This is a genomic window from Streptomyces sp. NPDC029014 (assembly GCF_055564695.1).
The window spans coordinates 18,256-41,656 of record NZ_JBVHVT010000041.1 but is presented as its reverse complement, the minus strand read 5'-3'; the positions used below and the strand labels follow the sequence as shown (position 1 = coordinate 41,656).

Below are 23,401 nucleotides of genomic sequence, written 5' to 3'. Positions count from 1 at the left end.
GCCCGCCAGGTAGCGTCGCGGTATGGACGTACGGTGGGAAGACACGAATTGGGAACGTTTGACACGGCGGACCGGCCGCAAGCGTCTTCCGGTGTGGGATTGCACGGTGGGACTGGTGGTCGGGGACGATTCCGTCCTGATGATCGACCCCGGTTCGAGCGTTCGTGAGGGGGCCTCGCTGAGGGCCGAGGCCGAGCGGCTGACGGGCCGGCACGTGACCCATATCGCATTCACCCACGGACATTTCGATCACGTCCTGGGCAGCGCGGCCTTCTCCGGGGCCGAGGTCTACGGGGCGGTCGGGCTCGACGGCGAGCTCCGCTCGGGACGCGAAGAGCTCCGGGAGGACGCGGTGCGCCAGGGCCTGGACGCGGCCGAGGCCGCCGAGGCCGCGGACCTGCTGGTGCCCCCGCGGCACCTGGTGTCGGGCGAGTGGACGCTCGACCTGGGCGGCGTCCAGGTGCTGCTGGCCAACGTGGGGCCCGGCCACACCCCCTACGACCTCGCCGTCTTCGTGCCGGGCGAGCGCGAGACGGTGTTCTGCGGCGACCTCGTGGAGGAGTCCGGCGAGCCCCAGGCGGGCCGGGACGCGCTGCCCGAGCAGTGGCCGGCGGCCGTGGACCGACTGCTGGCGCTGGGCGGGGAGGACGCGCTGTACGTGCCGGGGCACGGCGCCGTGGTCGACGCGGCCTTCGTCCGCGCGCAACGCGACGCACTGGCCGCCCGGTTCGGTCTGACGGACCCGGGCGCGCACCCGCTCCCCCAGGGGCGGCCGGATGCGTGAGTACTCCCCCGACCTGACCCCGCCGTGGAAGCGCGCCCGGGCCGTGCCCGAGGTGCCCGCCGATCCCGACCTGGTGGTCGAGGTGGCCGGTACGGACTTCTGCGGCGCCGTGGTGGCCTGCGAGGCGGGCACGGTGACCCTGGAGGACCGCTTCGGCAAGCGGCGGGTCTTCCCGCTGGAGCCCCGCGGCTTCCTGCTGGAGGGGGCCGTGGTCACCCTCGTCCGGCCCGCCGCCCGGACCTCGGCGGGGCCGCGGCGCACGGCCTCGGGCTCGATCGCGGTCCCGGGGGCCCGGGCCCGGGTGGCGCGGGCGGGGCGGATCTACGTGGAGGGCCGGCACGACGCCGAGCTGGTCGAGCGGGTGTGGGGCGACGACCTGCGGATCGAGGGCGTCGTCGTGGAGTACCTGGAGGGCGTCGACCACCTGCCCGACGTCGTCGCGGAGTTCGCGCCCGGCCCGGACGCCCGCCTGGGCGTCCTGGTCGACCACCTGGTGCCCGGCTCGAAGGAGTCCCGGATCGCCGCGGCCGTCGCCTGTGACGACGTGCTGGTGCTGGGCCACCCGTACGTGGACGTCTGGCAGGCCGTGAAGCCGTCCGCGCTGGGCATCGCCGCCTGGCCCGAGGTCCCGCGCGGCCAGGACTGGAAGACGGGCGTCTGCCGGGCGCTGGGCTGGCCCGAGCACACCGGGGCCGCCTGGCAGCACGTCCTGTCCCGCGTGACGTCGTACAGGGACCTGGAGCCCGCCCTGCTGGGCGCGGTGGAGCACCTCATCGACCACGTCACGGCCTGACCCGGCCCGCGGCCCGACCCGCGCCGCCGAGGCTCGGGCCGGGCGGCCGGTGTCAGTCGACCAGGTCCCGGACCACCGCGTCGGCCAGCAGCCGGCCCCGCAGGGTGAGCACGGCGCGCCCGGCCGCGTACGGGCCCGGCTCCAGCAGGCCGTCCTCCACGGCGCGGCGGGAGGCCGCCAGGCCGGCCGGGGCAAGCAGGGACAGCGGGCAGCCGTCCACGAGCCGCAGCTCCAGCAGGATCCGCTCGACGCGCCGGTCCTCCTCGGACAGCAGCTCGCGGCCGGCGCCGGGGGACCGGCCCGCGGCCAGCGCGGCCGCGTAGGCGCCGGGGTGCTTCACGTTCCACCAGCGCACCCCGCCGACGTGGCTGTGCGCGCCGGGGCCCGCGCCCCACCAGTCCGCGCCCCGCCAGTACAGCTCGTTGTGCAGGCAGCGGCCCGCCTCGGAGGCGGCCCAGTTGGAGACCTCGTACCAGGAGTAGCCGGCCGCGGCGAACACCTCGTCCGCGATCAGGTACCGGTCCGCGTGGACGTCGTCGTCGGTCATGGGGACCTCGCCGCGGCGGATCCGGCGGGCGAGCTGAGTGCCCTCCTCCACGATCAGGGCGTACGCCGAGACGTGGTCCGGGCCGGCGCCGAGGGCCGCGTCCAGCGAGGCCCGCCAGTCGTCGTCCGACTCCCCTGGCGTGCCGTAGATCAGGTCCAGGTTGACGTGCTCGAAGCCGGCCCGGCGGGCCTCCGCGACGCAGGCCTCGGGGCGGCCCGGGGTGTGCGTGCGGTCGAGCACCTTCAGGACGTGCTGCCGCGCGCTCTGCATGCCGAAGGAAATCCGGTTGAAGCCGCCGGCGCGCAGCTCGGCCAGGTAGGCCGGGTCGACCGACTCCGGGTTGGCCTCGGTGGTGATCTCCGCGTCCTCGGCCAGGCCGAACTCGTCGCGGATCGCCGCGAGCATGCGGACCAGGTGCGCGGCGGGCAGCAGCGTGGGCGTGCCGCCGCCGACGAACACCGTGCGGACGGGCCGCGGGTCGTCGCCGAGGACCTTGCGGGCGAGGCGGACCTCGTCGATCAGGGTGTCGGCGTAGTTCTCCCGGGAGGCGAGCACGCCGCCGGAGCCGCGCAGCTCGGTCGCGGTGTAGGTGTTGAAGTCGCAGTACCCGCAGCGGGTGGCGCAGTACGGGACGTGCAGGTAGAACCCCAGCGGACGGTCCCCGGCGCCCGCCAGGGCGTGCGGCGGCAGCGCGCCGTCTTCGGGCACGGGCTCGCCGTCGGGCAGTGCGGAAGGCATGCGCCCATTGTCCCGTACGCGGGCCGCGGGCCCGTCCGGGCGGGCGCCCGGCGGCCACCCGGCAGCCGCTGCCGCGGGAGGGCCCGGCGGTCCGCCGGGCCCCGTACCGCAGGGCTCAGGCCTCGCGGGCGCCCTCGTACATCTCGTCGATCAGGTGCTTGAACTCACGCTCGACGACCGGCCGCTTCAGCTTGAGGCTGGGCGTGAGGTCGCCGTGCTCCACGTCGAGGTCGCGCGGCAGGATCCGGAACTTCTTGATCGTCTGCCAGCGCTGCAGCCCCTCGTTGAGGGTCTGCACGTAGGTTTCGACCAGCCGGTTCGTCTCGGCGGCGGCCAGCACCTCGGCGTACGTCCTGCCCTCGAGCCCGTTCTCGGCGGCCCAGCCCATGATGGAGGGCTCGTCGAGGGCGACCAGCGCGGAGCAGAAGTTCCGGTCGGCGCCGTGCACGACGATGCTCGACACGTACGGGCAGATCGCCTTGAACTGGCCCTCGATCTCGGCCGGGGCGACGTACTTGCCGCCGGAGGTCTTGATCAGGTCCTTCTTGCGGTCCGTGATGCGCAGGTAGCCGTCGGGCGAGAGCTCGCCGATGTCGCCGGTGTGCAACCAGCCGTCCTCTTCGAGCACCTCGGCGGTCTTCTCGGGCTGGCCGTGGTAGCCCTGCATGACGCCGGGGCCGCGCAGCAGGATCTCGCCGTCGTCGGCGATGCGGACCTCGGTGCCGGGGAGCGGCTTGCCGACGGTGCCGGTGCGGTAGGCCTCGCCGGGGTTGACGAAGGAGGCGGCGCTGGACTCGGTCAGGCCGTAGCCCTCCAGGATGTGGATGCCGGCGCCGGAGAAGAAGTAGCCGATCTCGGGGGCCAGGGCGGAGGCGCCGGAGACGGCGGCGCGCAGCCGGCCGCCGAAGGCCTCGCGGAGCTTGGAGTAGACGAGCGCGTCGGCGATCTTGTGCTTGGTGGTGAGGCCGAAGGGGGCGGTGGCCCGGCCGGTGCGGCGGTAGTTGTCCTGGGTGACCTTGGCGTACTCGCGGGCGACGTCGACGGCCCACTGGAAGATCTTGTACTTGGCCCCGCCGCCGGCCCGGGCCTTGCCCGCGGCCCCGTTGTAGACCTTCTCGAAGATGCGCGGGACGGCCGCCATGTAGGTGGGCTGGACGACCGGCAGGTTCTCGACGATCTTGTCGATGCGGCCGTCGACGGCGGTGACGTGCCCGACCTCGATCTGGCCGGAGGTCAGGACCTTGCCGAAGACGTGCGCCAGCGGCAGCCACAGGTACTGGACGTCCTCGGCGGTGATCAGACCGGTGGCCACGGTGGCCTTGGCCATGTACGACCAGTTGTCGTGCGGGAGCCGCACGCCCTTGGGGCGGCCGGTGGTGCCGGAGGTGTAGATGAGGGTGGCGAGCTGGTCGGCGGTGATGGCGCCGATGCGCTCCTCGACCGCCTCCGGGTACTCGGTGAGGTACTGCTTGCCGCGGGCCTCCAGATCGGCGAGGGAGACCACCCAGCCCTCCGGGTCGCCCTGGGCGGGAACCGCGTCGGCGGCCTCCAGGACCACGACGTGCCGGAGGTCGGGCAGGTCGGTGCGGCGCTCGCGGGCCTTGGCCAGCTGCGCGGCGTCCTCGGCGATCAGCACCCGGCTGGCGGAGTCCTTGAGGATGAACGCGGACTCGTCGGCGTTGGTACTGGGGTAGATGGTGGTGACCGCGCCGCCCGCGCACATCACGCCGAGGTCGGACAGGATCCACTCGACGCGGGTGTTGGAGGCCAGCGCGACCCGCTCCTCGGCCTTGAGGCCGAGGTCGATCAGGCCGGCTGCGATGGCGAAGACCCGCTCGGCCGCCTGGCCCCAGCTCAGCGACCTCCAGTCGTCGGGGCCGCTGCCGGAGGCCGGGGGCACCGGGTACCGGTAGGCCTCGGCGTTGGGCGTGGCGGCGACACGCTCAAGGAAGAGGGCCGCCACGGAGGGCGGGCGGTTCTCGATCAGGGTCTGTGTGTCGCTCACGGACGTCCTCCGGACCACGCGGCAGGGCCTGCCGACCAGGGGGTGGGCGGCGGGCTTCCGACAGGGCTGGCAGCAATCTTGCGGCCAAAGTGTTGTAACTCGCGGGTAACCAACGGCAGTGATCAGGGTAGGGGCCCTCCGCCTGCCGCGTAAGGGCCCTTGAGCCGCCGATTCATAACGAAACAGGCCCCCGCATGTGTACGCGGGGACCTGTTCCGCCTGCAACGGCGGGTGACGGCGGCGAGCTGCTACTTCTTCTTGCCGCCGGATTCGTCGCTCGAGAGGACGGCGATGAAGGCGTCCTGGGGGACCTCCACGGAGCCGACCATCTTCATGCGCTTCTTGCCTTCCTTCTGCTTCTCCAGCAGCTTCCGCTTACGGGAGATGTCACCGCCGTAGCACTTGGCGAGGACGTCCTTGCGGATGGCGCGGATGGTCTCGCGGGCGATGACGCGCGAGCCGATCGCGGCCTGGATCGGCACCTCGAAGGCCTGCCGGGGGATGAGCTCGCGCAGCTTGGCGACGAGGCGCACGCCGTAGGCGTAGGCGGCGTCCTTGTGGGTGACCGCGGAGAAGGCGTCGACCTTGTCGCCGTGCAGCAGGATGTCGACCTTGACCAGGCTGGAGGCCTGCTCGCCGGTGGGCTCGTAGTCGAGGGAGGCGTAGCCGCGCGTCTTCGACTTCAGCTGGTCGAAGAAGTCGAAGACGATCTCCGCGAGCGGCAGCGTGTAGCGGATCTCGACGCGGTCCTCGGAGAGGTAGTCCATGCCGAGCAGCGTGCCGCGGCGGGTCTGGCACAGCTCCATGATCGCGCCGATGAACTCGGTGGGCGCGAGCACGGTGGCCCGCACGACCGGCTCGAACACGTCGCGGATCTTGCCCTCGGGGAACTCGCTCGGGTTGGTGACCGTGACCTCCGTGCCGTCCTCCAGCACGACGCGGTAGACCACGTTCGGGGCGGTGGCGATCAGGTCGAGGCCGAACTCGCGCTCCAGGCGCTCGCGGACCACGTCCAGGTGGAGCAGGCCGAGGAAGCCGACGCGGAAGCCGAAGCCGAGGGCCGCGGAGGTCTCCGGCTCGTAGACCAGGGCCGCGTCGTTGAGCTGGAGCTTGTCCAGGGCCTCGCGCAGCTCCGGGTAGTCCGAGCCGTCGAGCGGGTACAGGCCCGAGAAGACCATCGGCTTCGGGTCCTTGTAGCCGCCGAGCGCCTCGGTGGCACCGCCGGTCTGCTGGGTGATGGTGTCGCCGACCTTGGACTGGCGGACGTCCTTCACACCGGTGATCAGGTAGCCCACCTCGCCGACGGAGAGGCCGTCGGCCGGCAGCATCTCGGGCGAGTTGGTGCCGATCTCCAGCAGCTCGTGCGTGGCGCCGGTGGACATCATCCGGATGCGCTCGCGCTTGTTGAGCGTGCCGTCGACCACACGGACGTACGTCACGACACCGCGGTACGAGTCGTAGACCGAGTCGAAGATCATCGCGCGGGCGGGGGCGTCCTTGACGCCGACCGGCGCCGGGACGGTCTGCACGACGCGGTCGAGCAGGGCCTCCACGCCGACACCCGTCTTGGCGGAGACGCGCAGCACGTCGTCGGGGTCGCAGCCGACCAGGTTCGCCAGCTCCTCGGCGAACTTCTCCGGCTGGGCCGCCGGCAGGTCGATCTTGTTGAGGACCGGGACGATGGCGAGGTCGTTCTCCATCGCCAGGTACAGGTTGGCGAGGGTCTGCGCCTCGATGCCCTGGGCCGCGTCCACCAGGAGGATCGTGCCCTCGCACGCGGCGAGGGAGCGCGAGACCTCGTAGGTGAAGTCGACGTGCCCGGGCGTGTCGATCATGTTGAGGATGTGCGTCCGGCCCACGCCGTCGCCCGAGGTGGGCGCCCAGGGCAGTCGGACCGCCTGGGACTTGATCGTGATGCCGCGTTCACGTTCGATGTCCATGCGGTCGAGGTACTGGGCGCGCATCTGCCGCTGGTCGACGACCCCGGTGAGCTGCAGCATCCGGTCGGCAAGCGTCGACTTGCCGTGGTCGATGTGCGCGATGATGCAGAAATTGCGGATCAGCGCCGGGTCGGTACGGCTCGGCTCGGGCACGTGGCTGGGGATGGCGGGCACGCAGTGTCCTGATTCTCGGGTCGCAGAAGCGTTGGGTCGGATCTGTACGCAGCTCCCATGGTCCCATGGACGGGGCAGTGCGCTCGGTTTGGGCCACCCCGAGGGCCCCTGGTAGCCTGGGCAGCTGTGTCTCGTACGCCCTCTCACCCGTGGGCGCCTCCCCGGACGCAGTCCGGGGGGTAGGGGCACGACCGGAAGATCAAACTCTGAACCTGAAAAGGCTCTTTCGTGGCGAACATCAAGTCCCAGATCAAGCGGATCAAGACGAACGAGAAGGCGCGCCTGCGCAACAAGTCCGTCAAGTCCGAGCTCCGCACCTTCATCCGCAAGGCCAACGAGGCCGTCGTCGCCGGCGACGTCGAGAAGGCCACCGCTGCGGCGCGCGTCGCCTCGCGGAAGCTGGACAAGGCTGTGTCGAAGGGTGTCATCCACAAGAACGCCGCCGCCAACAAGAAGTCGGCGCTGGCCTCCAAGGTTGCCTCCCTTCAGGGCTGAGCACTCGATGTGATCGCCGGGAAGGACCCAGCGGGCCCTCTCATCCGCTCCTGACCGGCACCCCAGCGCCGCACGCGGCCTGCGTTCGCCACGCGGGTGCGGCGCACACACAGTAGTAACCGAAGGCCCCGGCCGCCCCCTTTCCCCAGGGAGGCGTACGGGGCCTTCGGCGTGCCCGGGCCCGGGGCCCGGTCAGTACGCGGGGCGGCGGGGGCGGGCCGCACGGGCGACGGCCACCACGGCCTTCTCCAGCGCGTACTCGGGGTCGTCGCCGCCGCCCTTGACGCCCGCGTCGGCCTCGGCGACCGCGCGGAGGGCGTCGGCGACCCCGTCGGCGGACCAGCCCCGCATCTGCTGGCGCACCCGGTCGATCTTCCACGGGGGCATGCCGAGGTCGCGGGCCAGGTCGGCGGGACGGGCGCCGCGCGGCGCGGAGGCCAGCTTGCCGATCGCCCGGACGGCCTGTGCCAGGGCGCTGGTGATCAGCACCGGGGCCACCCCGGTCGCGAGCGACCACCGCAGGGCCTCCAGGGCCTCCGCCGCACGCCCCTCCACCGCCCGGTCGGCGACCGTGAAGCTCGAGGCCTCGGCCCGGCCGGTGTAGTAGCGGCCGACCACGGCCTCGTCGATGGTGCCCTCGACGTCCGCGCAGAGCTGCGCCACCGCGCTCGCCAGCTCCCGCAGGTCGCTGCCGATCGCGTCGACGAGGGTCTGGCAGGCCTCCGGGGTCGCCGACCGGCCCAGGGTGCGGAACTCGCCCCGGACGAAGGCCAGCCGGTCCGCCGCCTTCGTCATCTTCGGGCAGGCGATCTCCCGGGCCCCCGCCTTGCGGGCGGCGTCCAGCAGGCCCTTGCCCTTCACGCCGCCGGCGTGGAGGAGCACGAGGGCGATGTCCTCGACGGGCGCGGCGATGTACGCCTTGACCTCCTTGACCGTGTCCGCGGACAGGTCCTGCGCGTTGCGCACGACCAGCACCTTGCGCTCGGAGAACAGCGAGGGGCTGGTGAGCTCGGCCAGCGTGCCGGGCTGGAGCTGCTCGGACGTCAGGTCGCGCACGTCCGTGTCGGGATCGGCGGCGCGGGCGGCCGCCATCACCTCCCGTACGGCGCGGTCGAGCAGCAGGTCCTCCTGCCCCACCGCGAGGGTGAGCGGGGCGAGCGGATCGTCGGTGGGGTTCTTCCTGGTGGCCATCGCCCCCAGCATCCCACGCCGCACCGACAGGCCTCCGCCCCGCGTACCCGAGAATGGTCGGGTGAACCTGCGACATGTACTGGTGCTGCCCGACCGCGACGCCGCGGAGGAGGTGGCCGAGGAGGCCGTCGACCGCTTCGGCCTCCAGGAGGAGCCCCAGTTGGTCCGCGACGCCCTGGCCGGCGAGGACGACGCCGAGGACGCCCAGTGGCTGGTCGTCGTCGAGGACCCGCGGGAACGGCTCGACGCCGCGGCACTGGACGGCCTCGCCGCCGAGTACGAGGGCTGGCTGGAAGCCCCGTAGAAGGCCGTGCAGGGCCCGTCTCAGGCCTTGCGGACGATCTGCACGTCGAGCGTCACGTCCACGCTCGACCCGACGGCCGCGATCCCGTTGGCCAGCACCGACTGCCAGGTGAGGGCGAAGTCCTCGCGGTGGAGTTCGGCGGAGGCCCGGCAGGCGGCGCGAGGCTCGCCGTCCAGGCCCGTGCCCAGCCCGAGGTACTCGGTGTCGAGGGTCACCGACCGGCTGGTGCCGTGCAGGGTCAGCGCGCCCGCGACGGTCCACCGGCTGCCGCTGCGGTGGATGAACCGCTCGCTGTAGAACTCCAAGGTCGGGTAGTGGACCGCGTCCAGGAAGTCCGCCGACCGCAGGTGGTCGTCGCGCATCTTCAGCCCGGTGTCGATGCTCGCCGCGTCGATGATCACGTGCATGGAGGACTCCTCCATGCGGTCGGCGATCCGCACCGCCCCGGCGAAGGTGTTGAACCGGCCCCGGATCCGGGCGAATCCGATGTGCCGGGCCGTGAACCCGATCGACGAGTGCGCCGGGTCGAGCTCCCAGTGTCCGGGCTGCGGCAGCAGCGGCGGTTCCACCGCATCGAGGATGATCTCCGCGGTGCCGGACTGCACCGTGTCCCCGACGATGGTCGCCCCGTGGAACGGGGCGTATCCCTCGGCGGTGACGGTGAGCCGGTACTCCCCCTCCGGCACGGCCGCCGTGAACCCGCCGTACGGGTCGGTCTCGCCGCTGACGACGTGCCGCCCGATCGGATCCGTCACCTCGAACGCGGCCCGGCGGACCGGCTGGTGGACGGTGTCGAGGACCCGACAGCTGAGCAGGTGCGCCGCATGAGGCAGCGTCAGCATCGCAGTGGTGTGCGAGGCGCTGCTTCCCGCTGCGTCTTTCCCTCTTCGGCGTACGAACATGGTTGGTGCACCCCCGTGCTGTGTGGACATGTCCCGCTGTGGCGAAGACGCATTCGATCATGCTGTCGGGTTGTGGGCAAACAGAACGCGGGCGCACGGTTCGGACGCGCCGGCGCCGCCCTCTCCGCGACGGGAACGCGCTCAGTCGGGGCCCACTGCCGGTGATCGCGACGGAGCCGTGGGTGTCGGTGCGCAGGACCGTCGCGCCCAGTGACCGGAGCCGCAGGAGGGTGCCCTGGGCGGGGTGTCCGTAGCGGTTGCCCGCACCGACCGGGACGATGGCGAGCCGGGGCCGGACCCGCTCGTGCAGTGCGGTGTCCTGGTGTGCGGAGCCGTGGTGGGCGACCTTGAGGACGTCGACCGGCCCCAGTTCCGGGTGGTCGCCCAACAGGGCCTGCTGGGAGGGCGGTTCGAGGTCTCCGAGGAGTAGCAGGGTCAGCCCGGCGGTGCGCACCAGCAGGGCCACGCTGGCGTCGTTGGGCCCCTCTGTGGGCGGTCCGCCGGGCGGGGGCCACAGCACCTGCCATTCGAGCGGCCCGGCCCGTCGCCGCTCCCCCGGCGCGGCCGCGGCAACGGGCACGCCGGCTGCCGCCGCGGTCCGCCGGACGAACGCCGCCTGCCCGGCCGGCTCGTCCAGCGTGGTGGTCTGGATGGCGCCGACCGCCCGGCCCCGCAGCACCCCGGGCAGCCCCCCGACGTGGTCGGCGTGGAAGTGGGTCAGCAGGAGCAGCGGCACCCTCCGCACCCCCAGCAGGCGCAGGCACTCGTCCACCGGGCCGGGTTCGGGCCCCGCGTCCACCACCACGGCCGTGCCGGGCCCGGCGGCGAGGACGCCGGCGTCGCCCTGCCCGACCGCGCACTGCACGTAGCTCCAGTCGGGCGGTGGCCAGCCGGTGAGCGTACGGGTGACCTGCGGGGGCCGCAGCACGGCCAGGAACAGCAGCAGGCACAGCGCCCAGCACAGCCACGCCCGGCGCAGGAGCCGCGTTCCGAAGGCCAGGGCGGCCCCCGTCAGGGCGGCCAGCAGCAGCCCGCCGCCGAGCCCGCCCGGCCAGGCCAGCTCCGCCCCGGGCAGGCGCGCCCCGGCCCGGGCCACGGCGGCGATCCACCCGGCCGGCACCGCCGCGCACCGGGCGAGCAGCTCCGCGGCGGGCGGGCACAGCGGGGCCGCCGCGAGCACCGCGAAGCCGAGCACGGTCGCCGGCCCCGCCGCGAGCTCGGCCAGCAGGTTGCACGGCACCCCGACCAGGCTCACCCGGGCCGACAGCACCACGACCACGGGCGCGCAGACGGCCTGGGCAGCGGCGGCGGCCCCCAGCGCCTCGGCGAGCCGGGGCCGCATCCCGCGCCGCCGCAGGGCTGCGCTCCACCGCGGGGCGAGTGTCAGCAGGGACCCGGTGGCCAGGACGGACAGCAGGAAGCCGGGGCTGCGGGCCAGCCACGGATCGTGGAGCACCAGCAGCAGTACGGCGGCGGCAAGGGCGGGGAGCAGGGACCGGCGCCGGCCCGTGGCGAGGGCCAGCAGGGTGACGGCCCCGCAGGCGGCGGCCCGCAGCACGCTCGGCTCGGGCCGGCAGACGACCACGAACGCCAGTGTCAGCGCCGTCCCGGCGAGGGCGGTGGCCCGCAGGGAGAGCCCGAGCCGCGGGGCGAGCCCGCGCCGCTCGGCGAGCTGTGCGCTGGCCGGGGGCCCGATGAGCAGGAACAGCACCACGGTCAGGTTCGCCCCGGAGACGGCCAGCAGGTGCAGCAGGTCGGTGGCCCGGAAGGCCTCGTCCAGCTCGGGCGGCACCCGGGAGGTGTCCCCGACCACGAGGGCCGGCAGCAGCGCCCTGGCATCCGGTGCGAGCCCGTCGGTGGCCCCGCGCAGCCCGGCCCGCAGCCGCCCGGCCAGCCGCTGGACGGCATCGGGGCCGCCCGTCACCCGGGGCCCGGCGTCCCCGGCCGGCCGCAGCAGCGCCACGGCCCGTTCCCCGTCCCGCCCCGGCGCGAGGCGGGCCTGCACCGCGACCCGGGTGGAGGGCAGCAGCCCGCCCCAGTCGGGATGCCCGGCGAGGACGCGGACCGGGGTCTCGACCCTCGTCGCCGCGCCGCCGGGCTCGGTCACCCGGGTCACCACCGCGTCCAGCACGACCACGGGCGGGCCGCCGCCGGTACGGGTGCTGCGCGGATCGGAGGCGACCGTGAGCTCGGTGAGGACCCGGGCGTGGTCCCGGGCCAGGCCGTCGACCGGTCCGGCCCGGGCCTCCGCCTTGGCCAGGGCCGCCACCCCCGCCCCGGCGGCCGCGCACAGCAGGGCGAGGGCCGCGGCGGTGCCGGCACGCCACAGCCGGTCCGGGCGGTGGCATCCGGCGAGGAGCAGCAGCCCGGCGGCCGCCACCGCGAGCCCCGCCCCGCAGGCGCCCCACCCGGCCGGCACGCGCAGGGCGACGGCGGCCGCCGCCCAGGCGGCCAGGGCGGGCACGACCAGCCGCAGGTCCAGGGGCTGCGCGCCCTCGGCCCGCTTCACGGCCGCACCAGTTTGCGCAGGTCGGCGAAGCGGCGCTCGCCGATGCCGTTGACCTGGCGGAGCTCCTCCACGGACCGGAAGCCGCCGCGGGCGGTGCGGAAGTCGACGATGTGCTGCGCCAGCACGGGCCCGACCCCGGGCAGCGCGTCCAGTTGCTCCACCGTGGCCGTACCGAGGCTGATCGGGCCGGCGGACGGCCCGCCGGGCCCCGGTGCGGGCGGTGCCGGACCCCCGACGACGACGTGTTCGCCGTCGATCAGGACCCGCGCCCGGTTCAGACCGGTGGTGTCCGTGCCGGGGTCGACTCCCCCGGCGGCGGTGAGCGCGTCCTCCACCCGCGAACCGGCGGGCAGCCGCCGCACCCCGGGCTCGCGGACCTTGCCGCTGACGTCCACGACGATGCGGGAGCCACCGGCTGCGGTGCCGGGCGGCCTGGGGAGCGGGCCGGGCGTCGGGGCGGGGGCCGTGGCCGGGGCGAGGGCCGGGGGCGCGGTCACCGGCTGTGGCCGGGCGGACCAGTACTGCTGGACCCCGATCCCGACGGCGGCCGCCAGCACGACCGCGACGGCGCCCACGGCACGCGGCCGGACCTCCAGCCGCGCCTGCACCCACAGCGGCAGCCGCTCCTGCACGGCAAGCCACCCCGAGCCCCCGGACGCCCGCACCACCCCCGGTTCCGACGGCTCGTCCCCACCGGGCCCGGCCGACGCCGGCGGGGGCGACAGCGCCGGCGGAGGCGACGGGGGCGAAGTCGGCGACGGAGCCGGAGTCGGCGGCGGGGCCGGCAGCGGCGGCAGGAAGGGCCGTGGCGGCGGTTGCGGCGGATCCGGTACCCCCGGCCCCGGCGGCGCGGCGCCACCGCCGAGGAGGGCTTCCGCCCGGCGTCGCACGACTCCCGCGGCGGCGGCCGCGGAGGTCGCGGCCGTCCGCCCGCGGAAACGGGTACCGGCCGGCCCGCGGAAACCGGTGTCGGGGCGCCCGCGACGGTGTCGTGGGCGGCTGTCGGAGGGACGGGAACGGCCCGGGCCGGGAACGGCTCCGGAACGGTGTGGCCTGCGCGTCTGAAGAGTCATGCCTCGAAGGTAGGGACGAATCCCGGCCACCGTTCGGAATGCTCAAATCCGGTGGACTTCCCACCCCTTGTGGAAAACCGCGCCACCCGTTCCGGTGATCAGCGGGGCGAGACGACCGCCGCCAGCAGCCCCGGTCCCGTGTGCGCGCCGATCACCGCGCCGACCTCGCTGACGTGCATCTCCACCAGGCCCGGGATGCGTTCGCGCAGCCGCTCCGCGAGCTTCTCCGCCCGCTCGGGCGCCGCGAGGTGGTGCACGGCCACGTCCACGTCGGCCGTGCCGGCCCGCTCGACGGCCAGCTCCTCCAGCCTGGCGATGGCCTTGGAGGCCGTCCGCACCTTCTCCAGCATCTCGATGCGCCCGCCGTCCAGCGTGAGCAGCGGCTTCACCGCGAGGGCCGAGCCGAGGAGGGCCTGGGCGGCCCCGATGCGCCCGCCCCGCCGGAGGTAGTCGAGGGTGTCGACGTAGAAGTACGCCGACATGCCCGCGGCCCGCTTCTCCGCGGCGGCCACGGCCTCGTCGACGGAGCCGCCGGTCTCGGCCGTCTCGGCGGCGGCCAGGGCGCAGAACCCGAGGGCCATCGCGACCATGCCCGTGTCGACCACTCGCACCGGCACCGGGGCGGTCTTCGCCGCGAGCACGGCGGCGTCGTAGGTGCCGGAGAAGTCCGCGGAGAGGTGCAGGCTGACGATGCCCGTCGCACCGGTCTCCGCGGCTGCCCGGTAGGCCCGTACGAACTCCTCCGGGCTCGGGCGGGAGGTGGTGACCGAGCGGCGCTTCTGCAGGGCCAGGGCCAGGCTGCGCGCCGAGATCTCGGTGCCCTCTACGAGGGCCTCGCCGCCGACGACCACGGTCAGCGGGACGGAGGTGATTCCGTGCCGCGCCATGGCCGGTGGGGGCAGGTAGGCCGTGGAATCGGTGACGATCGCGACATGGCGGGACATGAGGCGGAGGTTACCGCTCGCGCGGCTGCGGCGGCAGCCCGACCCCTCCCGCCGCGGACCTGACTACGGGGCCCCGGCCGCCCGCCCCGGGTGGAGCCGTCCCGGGCCGGTCGCCCGGGGTTCGCCTCAGGTCGTCGCCTCGGGGCGGGGGCTCTTCTGCCACGGGTACGTCGGCGGCGTCACGGAGGGGTTCAACGCCGGAGCGGGGGAGGAGGCCTGCCGGCCCCGGGCGTCCTGACCGGCGCCCGCGTCCGCTGCGGGGCCCGTAGCGGGTCCCGCTCCGGCCGCCGGGCCTGCGCCCGCGCCCGCGTCCCACGCGGCCGCGGCCGCCGCGAGGTCGTCCAGCGAGTCCCGGCGGGAGGCCCAGTCCCGCAGCGCGTCCGACTCGACCTCGATCTGCGACGACAGCGACGACAGCTCGTCGTCCGCGAACCGGCGGGCCCGGTCGCGCGCGGCCCACCGCAGCGAGTCAGCAGCCTGCGTGATCTTCGCGGTCCGCTCCCGCAGGTCGGGCAGTGCCTGGGCGACCCGCGACCGGTCCGGTTCCTGCTCCAGCCGCTTCAGCTCGTCGTCCAGCTCGTGGCCGTGCGCGCTCAGCCGCTCGAACAGGGCGAGCGACTCCTTCAGCGAGGCGTCCGCCCGGGCCCCCTCGGTCAGCGCGTCCTGCGTGGCCCGCATCGACGTCCGCAGGTCCAGGCGCAGCTGGGCCAGCGCCCCGCCGACGCCGACCTGGCCGAGGCTCTTGGCCTTCAGGGCGGTGTCCTCCACGGTCCGTCTGGCCTGCGTGATCGTACGGTCCACGCCGCGCTTCGCCGCGCCGACCGCCTTCACCGTGGCCCATGCGCCGAGCCCCAGGAAGGCGAACAGCATCACCAAGGCAAACATGATGATCAACGTGCCCGCATCCATGAGGGCCCCTTCCCCTGCCGTTTTCCGTCCCCTCCACCGTAAACGCCACGGGCAGGCCAGGGGTTCCAAACGAACCCCCAACCTGCCCGTACGGGAATACCCCGACCTCAGACGACGATGTTCACCAGCTTCGGCGCGCGCACGATCACCTTGCGGATCTCGGCCCCGCCCAGCGCCGCCACGACGGCCTCGTTGCCCAGCGCCAGCTGCTCCAGGTCGCCCTCGGAGATCGTCGGCGGCACCTCCAGGCGGGCCTTGACCTTGCCCTTGATCTGCACGACGCAGGTCACGGCCTCGTCCACCACGTATGCCGGGTCGGCCACCGGGAAGTCCTGGTGAACCACGGACCCGCTGTGGCCCAGGCGGTGCCACAGCTCCTCCGCGATGTGCGGGGCCAGTGGTGCGACCAGCAGGACCAGTCGCTCGGCGACCGAGCGCTCCAGCGGACGGCCCGCCTTGGTCAGGAAGTTGTTCAGCTCGGTGATCTTCGCGATGGCGGTGTTGAAGCGCAGGCCCGCCATGTCCGCCCCGGCCCCGTCGATCGCCTTGTGCAGCGCGCGCAGGGTGCCCTCGCCGGGCTCCGCGTCGACGACGGTGACCTGCCCGGTCTCCTCGTCCACGACGTTGCGCCACAGCCGCTGCAGCAGCCGGAACTGGCCGACGACGGCGCGGGTGTCCCACGGACGGGAGACGTCCAGCGGGCCCATCGCCATCTCGTACAGGCGCAGGGTGTCGGCGCCGTACTCCTCGCAGATCTCGTCCGGCGTGACGGCGTTCTTCAGGGACTTGCCCATCTTGCCGTGCTCGCGCTTGACCGGCTTGCCGTCGTAGAAGTAGGCGCCGTCGCGCTCCTCGACCTCGGCGGCCGGGACGTACACGCCGCGCTCGTCGGTGTACGCGTACGCCTGGATCATGCCCTGGTTGAACAGCTTGTGGAACGGCTCCGCGGAGGAGACGTGGCCCAGGTCGAACAGCACCTTCGACCAGAAGCGGGCGTACAGCAGGTGCAGCACCGCGTGCTCGGCGCCGCCCACGTACAGGTCGACGCCGCCGTGCGGCGCGCTCTCGCGCGGGCCCATCCAGTACTGCTCGATCTGGGGGTCGACCAGGGCCGCGTCGTTGTGCGGGTCCAGGTAGCGCAGCTCGTACCAGCAGGAACCGGCCCAGTTGGGCATGGTGTTGGTCTCGCGGCGGTACGAGCGGACACCGCGTCCGTCGCCCAGGTCCAGCTCGACGTTGACCCAGGCCTCGTTGCGGGACAGCGGGGTCTCCGGCTTGGAGCCGGCGTCGTCGGGCTCGAAGGTGCGCGGCGAGTAGTCCTCGACCTCGGGCAGCTCCAGCGGCAGCATCGACTCGGGCAGGGCGTGCGCGACGCCGTCCTCGTCGTAGACGATCGGGAAGGGCTCGCCCCAGTAGCGCTGGCGGCTGAACAGCCAGTCGCGCAGGCGGAAGTTGACCGTGCCCTCGCCGATGCCCTGCTCGGCCAGCCAGGCGGTGATGGCGGCCTTGGCATCGACGACGGTCAGGCCGTCCAGGGAGATGCCCTCGCCGGTCGAGTTGACGATGGTGCCGTCGTACGAGGTGAAGGCGTCGTCCCACTCGGCCGGGTCGGCGTCGCGGTCGTCCGAGGGCTCCACGACGCAGCGCACCGGCAGCTCGAAGGCCTGCGCGAAGGCGAAGTCACGGGAGTCGTGCGCCGGGACGGCCATGATCGCGCCGGTGCCGTAGCCCATCAGGACGTAGTCGGCGATGAAGACCGGGACCCGGTCGCCGCTGACCGGGTTGGTGGCGTAGGCGCCGGTGAAGACACCGGTCTTGTCCTTCGCCTCGGCCTGGCGCTCGACGTCGGACTTGGAGGCGGCCTGCTTGCGGTACGCGTCCACGGCCTCGCCGGGGGTGGCGGAGCCCCCGGTCCACACCTGGTGCGTGCCCTCGGGCCATTCGGCCGGGACGATCTTCTCGACCAGCGGGTGCTCGGGTGCCAGGACCATGTAGGTGGCGCCGAACAGGGTGTCGGGGCGGGTGGTGAAGACGGTGATGGCGTCGCCGCCCACGGCGAAGTCGACGCGGGCGCCCTCGCTGCGGCCGATCCAGTTCCGCTGCTGCAGCTTGATGGCCTCGGGCCAGTCCAGCGCGTCCAGGTCGTCCAGCAGCCGGTCCGCGTACGCGGTGATGCGCATGTTCCACTGGCTCAGCCGGGCCTTGAAGACCGGGAAGTTGCCGCGCTCGGAGCGGCCGTCCGCGGTGACCTCCTCGTTGGCCAGGACGGTGCCCAGGCCGGGGCACCAGTTCACGGGCGCGTCCGAGGGGTAGGCCAGGCGGTAGTCGTCCAGCACACCGGCCCGCTCGACGGCGGTCAGGTCGGCCCAGGTGCGGCCTCCGGGGACCTCGCGGGAGCCGTCCTCGAAGGAGGCGACCAGCTCGGCGATCGGGCGGGCCTTCTTCGCGTCGGTGTCGTACCAGGAGTTGTAGATCTGCAGGAAGATCCACTGGGTCCACTTGTAGTAGTCCGGGTCGATCGTCGCGAACGACCGGCGCCTGTCGTGGCCCAGGCCCAGCCGGCGCAGCTGCGCCTTCATGTTCTCGATGTTCGCCTCGGTGGACACGCGCGGGTGCGTGCCGGTCTGCACGGCGTACTGCTCGGCGGGCAGGCCGAAGGCGTCGAATCCCAGGGTGTGCAGGACGTTGTGGCCGGTCATCCGCTGGTGACGGGCGAAGACGTCGGTGGCGATGTACCCCAGCGGGTGGCCGACGTGCAGGCCCGCACCGGACGGGTACGGGAACATGTCCATGATGAACTTCTTCGGGCGCGCGACGACCGCCGGGTCACCGACCAGGTCGCCGGTCGGGTTCGGGGCCTCGTAGGTGCCCTGCGCGTCCCAGACGTCCTGCCAGCGTGCCTCGATGTCGGCGGCCATGGAAGCCGTGTAACGGTGCGCCTCGGCCGCCTCGGGGGCCGGGGTGTTCGTCTCGCTCATGTTTTCGGAAGCTCCATCGATCGTCTCTGCCGGCTCTGCTCACTCAAACGAACCTGCTCGCTCAAACGAAAAAACCCCTCGCACAGGAGGGGACGCCGCGCCGATGCCGACCGTCTCGAGGGGTCGGTACTGATCAGCGCGGCTCGGTAAGCAGAAGGCGTACGGCACGCATGGCGCCAGGGTACCGCAGCGGTCCCGGCGACCGCTCGGCCGTTTCGTACGACGAGAAGAGGGCCACCCGATTCGGGTGACCCTCTTCCACACTGTGGAGCTAAGGAGAATTGAACTCCTGACCTCCTGCATGCCATGCAGGCGCTCTACCAACTGAGCTATAGCCCCTTGTTTCTCTCTGCCGCCGGGCCCCTTCTCGGTTTCCCTTGCCGGTTCCCCCTGGCGACATCGAGAACATTACACGGACCCGACCCAACTCCCAAAATCGGTTTCCCGGGGGTCGGTTTGTCCGCTTCGCCCTGTCAAGCGCGCGCGAACTGGTAGAACCGCTTGAGCGTGCAGTGCTCGTCGAGGAGGCGGCCGTAGATCGGCTCGCCCTCCAGTTCCCGGTAGGTCTCGATCGGGTCGCCTTTTATGATCAGCGCCCGCGCGCATTCCTCGCACCAGTACTGGTAGTCGGGGTTGACCGGGTCCATGTCCCGCACGATCGGCGTGCCGTTGTTGCACCAGTCGCACCGCCGCCGGTGTGCACCCATCCGTCAGCGACTCCCTCCCGCGTCGGGCCGTCGACTCCCCCGCCGGCCGTCCGATTCTGCCACGCGGGTGCGTGGCAGGTCAGCAAGCGCACGGGTATCAAACGCAAAGGATCCCGCCCCCTGTTGGGGACGGGATCCTGATTGTGGAGCTAAGGAGAATTGAACTCCTGACCTCCTGCATGCCATGCAGGCGCTCTACCAACTGAGCTATAGCCCCGCTCTCCGCCTCGCTCCCCCGTTTCCGGTGTTCCGCGCTGCGAACAAGAAGAACTCTAGCCTGTGACCGGCCCGAAAGTGAAATCCGGGTGCTGGCGGCCTCCGGACGGGGCCCGCCAGCAGCTCAGTCGTCGTCGCCGAGCACTGGTTCCGGCAGCGTGCCGGCGTTGTGCTCCATCAGCCGCCAGCCGCGGGCGCCCTCGCCCAGGACGGACCAGCAGCAGTTGGAGAGCCCGCCCAGGCTCTCCCAGTCGTGCGCCGCCAGCCCCAGCAGCCGGCCGATGGTCGTCCGGATCGTGCCGCCGTGGCTGACCACGACGAGCGTGCCGCTCTGCGACAGCTGCCCGGCGTGCTCCAGCACCACCGGGGCGGCCCGGTCGGCGACCTCGGTCTCCAGCTCACCGCCACCGCGGCGGACGGGCTCGCCGCGCTTCCACGCCGCGTACTGTTCGCCGTGCTTCTCCAGGATCTCGTCGTGCGTGAGGCCCTGCCACTCGCCGGCGTACGTCTCGCGCAGCGCGGACGTGTGCGCCACGGACAGGCCCGTGACGGCGGCCAGCTCCGCGGCGGTGGCGGAGGCGCGCTGGAGGTCGGAGGCCACGATGGCGTCCGGCTTCAGGGAGGCGAGCAGCCGGGCGGCACGGCGCGCCTGCGCCACACCGGTCTCGGTCAGCGGGATGTCCGTGGAGCCCTGGAAGCGGCGCTCCAGGTTCCAGGAGGTCTGGCCGTGCCGCCACAGGACGATCTTCCGGCCGGAACGGGCGGCCGGGGCCGCCCCCTCGCCCCTGCGGGCGCTCGGGCTCGTGTCGGGGCGTGTGCTCAGAACAGATCACCGTCCAGGTCCTCGTCGCCCTGCGCCTCGCGCAGCTTGGCGTACTCCTCCGCCTTGCCCTTGGTGAGCTTGGCGTCCTCGGGCAGCTCGATCTCGGGGCAGTCCTTCCACAGGCGCTCCAGCGCGTAGAAGACCCGCTCCTCGCTGTGCTGGACGTGGACGACGATGTCGACGTAGTCGAGCAGGATCCAGCGGGCGTCGCGGTCGCCCTCGCGGCGCACCGGCTTGGCGCCGAGCTCCTTGAGCAGCCGCTCCTCGATCTCGTCGACGATCGACTTGACCTGGCGGTCGTTGGGCGCCGAGGCGAGCAGGAAGGCGTCGGTGATCGACAGCACGTCGCTGACGTCGTACGCGATGATGTCGTGCGCGAGTCGGTCGGCCGCCGCCTGGGCGGCGGTGGTGATGAGCTCGATGGAGCGGTCCGTGGCGGTCACTGGCCATGCTTTCCGGTTGGCGGGCAGATCCCTACAAGGGTCTCATGTACCGCCGACGCCGCCCGCGCTCGACGTCCGGCGCGGGCGGCGGTACGACTCGGGCCCGGTCAGGACGGCTTGTAGTCCTTGCCCAGGGTCACCACGACGTCGGCGTTCACGGCGTTCTCGCCCTTCTTGACCACCGTCTCCGGCAGCCCCAGCGTCTTGGCGACCTCGACGGCCTTCGTGCGCTGCGCGTCGTCCTGGTACGTGATCTGCGTGGCGGACTGGGTCCCGGCGGCCTTGCCGCCCTCGACGAAGCTGTAGCCGCCGTTGACCAGCGCGGCCTTCGCCGCCGTCTGCGCCTTCTCGTCGCCGGTGGCGTTCCGCAGGCCGACGCGCGGGGCGGTGCCCGCCTGGGCGGCGGTGAAGCTGCCGCCGAGCACCTCCTTGACCACGGTCTTGTTGGCGTCGTCGGTGAGGGCGCCGTCCGGCTTCACGCCGAGCACGTCGGTGCGGTACGCGGAGGGGCCCTGCTTGGCGTGTTCGCCGAGCTTGTACAGCAGGGTGCCGAGGGTCTGCGCGTTCAGGGACGGGTCGAGGATCTGGCCCATGCTCTCGACCGTGACCGTGGCCGCCTTCGGGTCGGCGGGGATCTTGCGCAGGGTGCCGTACAGCACCGTGCCGAGCCGCTCCAGTTGCTTGGTCTCCGGCTCGTTCTGGCCGCGGTGGGTGGCGTACGCGACGGCCATGGCGCCGCTGAGGTGCTGCTTCGCGCCCTGGGCCACGGCCGGGGCCTTGACGGCGTCATCGGCCGGGACCGCGGTGTCGGTGTCGACCTCGATGCCGCCGACCAGCTCGACCAGGTTCTCCAGGAACGGGGTGTCCAGGCGCCAGGTGCCGCCGATGCGGGTGCCGAGCACCGAGTCGAGGGACTCGCGCACGCCGAGGCCGCCGTCGTCCACGGCCTTGCCGAGCGGGGTGCCGGTGCCGTCGTCCTTGGTGACGCCGAGGGTGTTGGGCAGCAGGACGGTGGCGCCCTTCTGCGTCGTCACGTTGTCGACGAGCAGCGCGGTGGACGTGCCGCCCTTCTTCGTGTTGTGGACGTGTACGACGATCATGTCGCGCTTCTGCGGCCCGGCGGCGGCCGCCGCGGCCTTCTTGCGGTCGGGGCCGTCGAGGAAGGGCAGCTTGCCCGCGTACCAGAGGTAGCCGACGCCGCCGACCACGAACAGGGCGAGGACGACGATCAGGGCGATCACCCGGTTGCGGCCGCGGCGGCGGGCCTCCTCGCGGCGCTCGGTGCGGCTCTCGGTGAACTTGAGCCAGTCGATGACGTCCTCGGAGTCCTCGTCCGGCTGGTCGAGGAAGGCGAACTGCTCGGTGCGGTAGTCGGGAGCGTCCCCGAGGTCCTCGGGGCCCTCGGTGCCGGAGGAGGGGCCGACGGTGCCGTCACCGCGCCGGGGCTCCGGGACCTGCGGGGTCCGGGGCTGCTGCGGGGCGACGGGCTCCCGGTCGGCCTGCTGGGGGATCCACTGCTGCGCCTGGGCCTGCTGCGTCTGCGAGGCCTGGTGGGACTCGTAGCCGGCATACCCGGGGTGGCCGCCCTGGCCGCCTTGGACGCCCTGGCCGCCGTACCCGTGGCCGCCGCCCTGGCCGCCGTACGTGTCGTAGCCCGGCGTCCACGGCTGGTCCTGCGGGACGGCCTGCGGCTGCTGCCCGTGGTACTCCTGCTGCCCGCCGTGGGACGGGCCGCCCTGGCCGTAGCCCTGGTCGTACGGCCGGCCGTAGGCGTCGTACTGCGGGGCCTGCGGGGCGGCGGGTTGCACGGGCGCCCGCCCGTACACGGGCCGCCCGTACGCGTCGTAGCCGATGAGCTGCTGCTCCTGCGAGGCGTACGGGTCGTACGGCTGCTGTGGGTCGTTCACCGCGGGCCCCTATCTGTCCGGAAGCTCAGGCTCCCCGATACAGCTCACGCTTGTCGATGTAGCGCACCACACCGTCGGGCACCAAATACCAGACCGGGTCACCCTGGGCGACCCGGGTGCGACAGTCCGTGGAGGAGATGGCCAGCGCGGGCACCTCGACGAGGGAGACCCCGCCCTCGGGCAGTCCGTCGTCGGTGAGCACGTGGCCGGGCCGGGTGACCCCGATGAAGTGGGCGAGGGAGAAGAGCTCGTCGGCGTTCCGCCAGGTGAGGATCTGCGCCAGGGCGTCGGCACCCGTGATGAAGAACAGGTCCGCGTCCGGATTGAGGGCGCTGAGGTCCCGCAGGGTGTCGATCGTGTACGTCGGACCACCGCGGTCGATGTCGATGCGGCTCACCGAGAACTGCGGGTTCGAAGCCGTCGCGATGACCGTCATCAGATAGCGGTCCTCGGCGGGGGACACGGCCCGCTGCGACTTCTGCCACGGCTCGCCGGTCGGTACGAACACCACCTCGTCGAGGTGGAACAGGGCGGCCACCTCGCTGGCGGCCACCAGGTGTCCGTGGTGGATCGGGTCGAATGTCCCGCCCATCACGCCGAGCCGGCGCTTGACCGGACCGGTAGGCATCTCCTGCTCTCCCATGAGCGCAGAGCCTACTGGCCCGGCGGAGCGGTGCGGGCTCGCATGCGCGCGCGTGCGCGGGCGCGGGTCAGCGGTCGCGGTTCAGGCGCGTGGTCACCCAGAGCATCAGCAGCAGGATGCCGAGGGCGGCGCCACCGGTCACGTACGGGTTCAGGCTGTCGTGGTTGCCGCCGTGCTGCTCGGCCCCCTCCGAGGCGAGGAGAACCAAAGAGTGGGCGGTGGACGTGAGGCTCATCAGGCAGATACCTATCGAGTCGGGGAGCGGACGGAGACTTCGCTCACATCGTATGCGGGGGCTCGGGGCACGCTCACGCCGACTCAGGCGTTGGAGAGGATGGACGCAAGTGGAGAGCTGGTCGATCAAGGGGGAGGCGTC

19 protein-coding genes, 2 tRNA genes and 1 pseudogene are annotated in these 23,401 nt (G+C 72.9%); 4 read left to right on the top strand and 18 right to left on the bottom strand.

Annotated features, from left to right (window positions below):
* Positions 1-22 precede the first annotated feature (22 nt).
* Positions 23-784, top strand: a complete 762-nt coding sequence (locus ACZ4VL_RS22750; RefSeq protein ID WP_468202777.1) for an MBL fold metallo-hydrolase — start codon at positions 23-25, stop codon at positions 782-784.
* A complete protein-coding gene (locus tag ACZ4VL_RS22745; RefSeq protein WP_468202774.1) occupies positions 777-1,577 on the top strand; it encodes a DUF3097 domain-containing protein in 801 nt (266 codons plus the stop codon). Before ACZ4VL_RS22750 ends, ACZ4VL_RS22745 begins: the two co-directional genes overlap by 8 nt.
* Before the next feature lie 52 nt (positions 1,578-1,629).
* On the opposite strand, the gene hemW is transcribed toward ACZ4VL_RS22745, so the two are convergent.
* The 3 genes from hemW to lepA form a co-directional block, all read right to left on the bottom strand.
* Positions 1,630-2,862, bottom strand: a complete 1,233-nt coding sequence (gene hemW / locus ACZ4VL_RS22740; RefSeq protein ID WP_468202771.1) for a radical SAM family heme chaperone HemW — start codon at positions 2,860-2,862, stop codon at positions 1,630-1,632.
* A 115-nt stretch (positions 2,863-2,977) separates the two neighbouring features.
* On the bottom strand, positions 2,978-4,867 hold the full coding sequence (locus ACZ4VL_RS22735) for an AMP-dependent synthetase/ligase (protein WP_468202769.1): 1,890 nt from the start codon (positions 4,865-4,867) through the stop codon (positions 2,978-2,980).
* A gap of 248 nt (positions 4,868-5,115) precedes the next feature.
* Entirely contained in the window at positions 5,116-6,981 is a 1,866-nt protein-coding gene (lepA, locus tag ACZ4VL_RS22730; protein WP_468202766.1) for a translation elongation factor 4, read from the bottom strand.
* 228 nt (positions 6,982-7,209) lie between these two features.
* On the opposite strand from lepA, the gene rpsT reads away from it, so the two are divergent.
* The gene (gene rpsT, locus ACZ4VL_RS22725) at positions 7,210-7,476 is read left to right on the top strand and encodes a 30S ribosomal protein S20 (RefSeq protein ID WP_361083950.1); all 267 of its coding nucleotides are present in this window, start codon (positions 7,210-7,212) and stop codon (positions 7,474-7,476) included.
* Between the two features lie 192 nt (positions 7,477-7,668).
* On the opposite strand, the gene holA is transcribed toward rpsT, so the two are convergent.
* Positions 7,669-8,667 (bottom strand): DNA polymerase III subunit delta, encoded by a 999-nt coding sequence (gene holA, locus ACZ4VL_RS22720; protein ID WP_468202763.1) that lies wholly within the window; start codon positions 8,665-8,667, stop codon positions 7,669-7,671.
* A 61-nt stretch (positions 8,668-8,728) separates the two neighbouring features.
* Between holA and ACZ4VL_RS22715 the strand changes: the two genes are divergently transcribed.
* A complete protein-coding gene (locus ACZ4VL_RS22715) occupies positions 8,729-8,971 on the top strand; it encodes a hypothetical protein (RefSeq protein WP_361083956.1) in 243 nt (80 codons plus the stop codon).
* A gap of 20 nt (positions 8,972-8,991) precedes the next feature.
* On the opposite strand, the gene ACZ4VL_RS22710 is transcribed toward ACZ4VL_RS22715, so the two are convergent.
* From ACZ4VL_RS22710 to ACZ4VL_RS22645, 14 genes and pseudogenes are all read right to left on the bottom strand, one after another.
* Positions 8,992-9,873 carry a YceI family protein gene (locus ACZ4VL_RS22710; RefSeq protein ID WP_468202760.1) on the bottom strand — a complete coding sequence of 294 codons (882 nt, stop codon included), beginning with the start codon at positions 9,871-9,873 and terminating at the stop codon, positions 8,992-8,994.
* 136 nt (positions 9,874-10,009) lie between these two features.
* Positions 10,010-12,382 (bottom strand): annotated as a pseudogene (locus tag ACZ4VL_RS22705) (ComEC/Rec2 family competence protein); the annotation flags it as partial.
* Positions 12,379-13,014, bottom strand: coding sequence for a ComEA family DNA-binding protein (locus ACZ4VL_RS22700; RefSeq protein ID WP_468202757.1), 636 nt, complete (start codon positions 13,012-13,014; stop codon positions 12,379-12,381). The pseudogene ACZ4VL_RS22705 and the gene ACZ4VL_RS22700, both read right to left, overlap by 4 nt.
* 539 nt (positions 13,015-13,553) lie before the next feature.
* Positions 13,554-14,399 carry a DegV family protein gene (locus ACZ4VL_RS22695; protein WP_468202755.1) on the bottom strand — a complete coding sequence of 282 codons (846 nt, stop codon included), beginning with the start codon at positions 14,397-14,399 and terminating at the stop codon, positions 13,554-13,556.
* Positions 14,400-14,525: 126 nt separating this feature from the next.
* Positions 14,526-15,308: a hypothetical protein gene (locus ACZ4VL_RS22690; RefSeq protein ID WP_468202752.1), complete on the bottom strand. Its 783-nt coding sequence runs from the start codon at positions 15,306-15,308 to the stop codon at positions 14,526-14,528.
* Positions 15,309-15,415: 107 nt separating this feature from the next.
* Positions 15,416-18,286 (bottom strand): leucine--tRNA ligase, encoded by a 2,871-nt coding sequence (gene leuS / locus ACZ4VL_RS22685; protein ID WP_468202749.1) that lies wholly within the window; start codon positions 18,284-18,286, stop codon positions 15,416-15,418.
* A gap of 266 nt (positions 18,287-18,552) precedes the next feature.
* Positions 18,553-18,625 (bottom strand) — tRNA-Ala (locus ACZ4VL_RS22680).
* A gap of 134 nt (positions 18,626-18,759) precedes the next feature.
* A complete protein-coding gene (locus tag ACZ4VL_RS22675; RefSeq protein WP_008738908.1) occupies positions 18,760-18,993 on the bottom strand; it encodes a hypothetical protein in 234 nt (77 codons plus the stop codon).
* 144 nt (positions 18,994-19,137) lie between these two features.
* Positions 19,138-19,210, bottom strand: a tRNA-Ala gene (locus ACZ4VL_RS22670).
* Between the two features lie 123 nt (positions 19,211-19,333).
* A complete protein-coding gene (locus tag ACZ4VL_RS22665; protein ID WP_468202849.1) occupies positions 19,334-19,954 on the bottom strand; it encodes a histidine phosphatase family protein in 621 nt (206 codons plus the stop codon).
* Between the two features lie 74 nt (positions 19,955-20,028).
* Entirely contained in the window at positions 20,029-20,475 is a 447-nt protein-coding gene (rsfS, locus tag ACZ4VL_RS22660) for a ribosome silencing factor (RefSeq protein WP_361083974.1), read from the bottom strand.
* Positions 20,476-20,582: 107 nt separating this feature from the next.
* Positions 20,583-22,382 (bottom strand): LCP family protein, encoded by a 1,800-nt coding sequence (locus tag ACZ4VL_RS22655; RefSeq protein WP_468202746.1) that lies wholly within the window; start codon positions 22,380-22,382, stop codon positions 20,583-20,585.
* A gap of 25 nt (positions 22,383-22,407) precedes the next feature.
* On the bottom strand, positions 22,408-23,025 hold the full coding sequence (gene nadD, locus ACZ4VL_RS22650; protein WP_404237848.1) for a nicotinate-nucleotide adenylyltransferase: 618 nt from the start codon (positions 23,023-23,025) through the stop codon (positions 22,408-22,410).
* A gap of 67 nt (positions 23,026-23,092) precedes the next feature.
* Positions 23,093-23,260 carry a hypothetical protein gene (locus tag ACZ4VL_RS22645; RefSeq protein WP_361083981.1) on the bottom strand — a complete coding sequence of 56 codons (168 nt, stop codon included), beginning with the start codon at positions 23,258-23,260 and terminating at the stop codon, positions 23,093-23,095.
* Positions 23,261-23,401 lie beyond the last annotated feature (141 nt).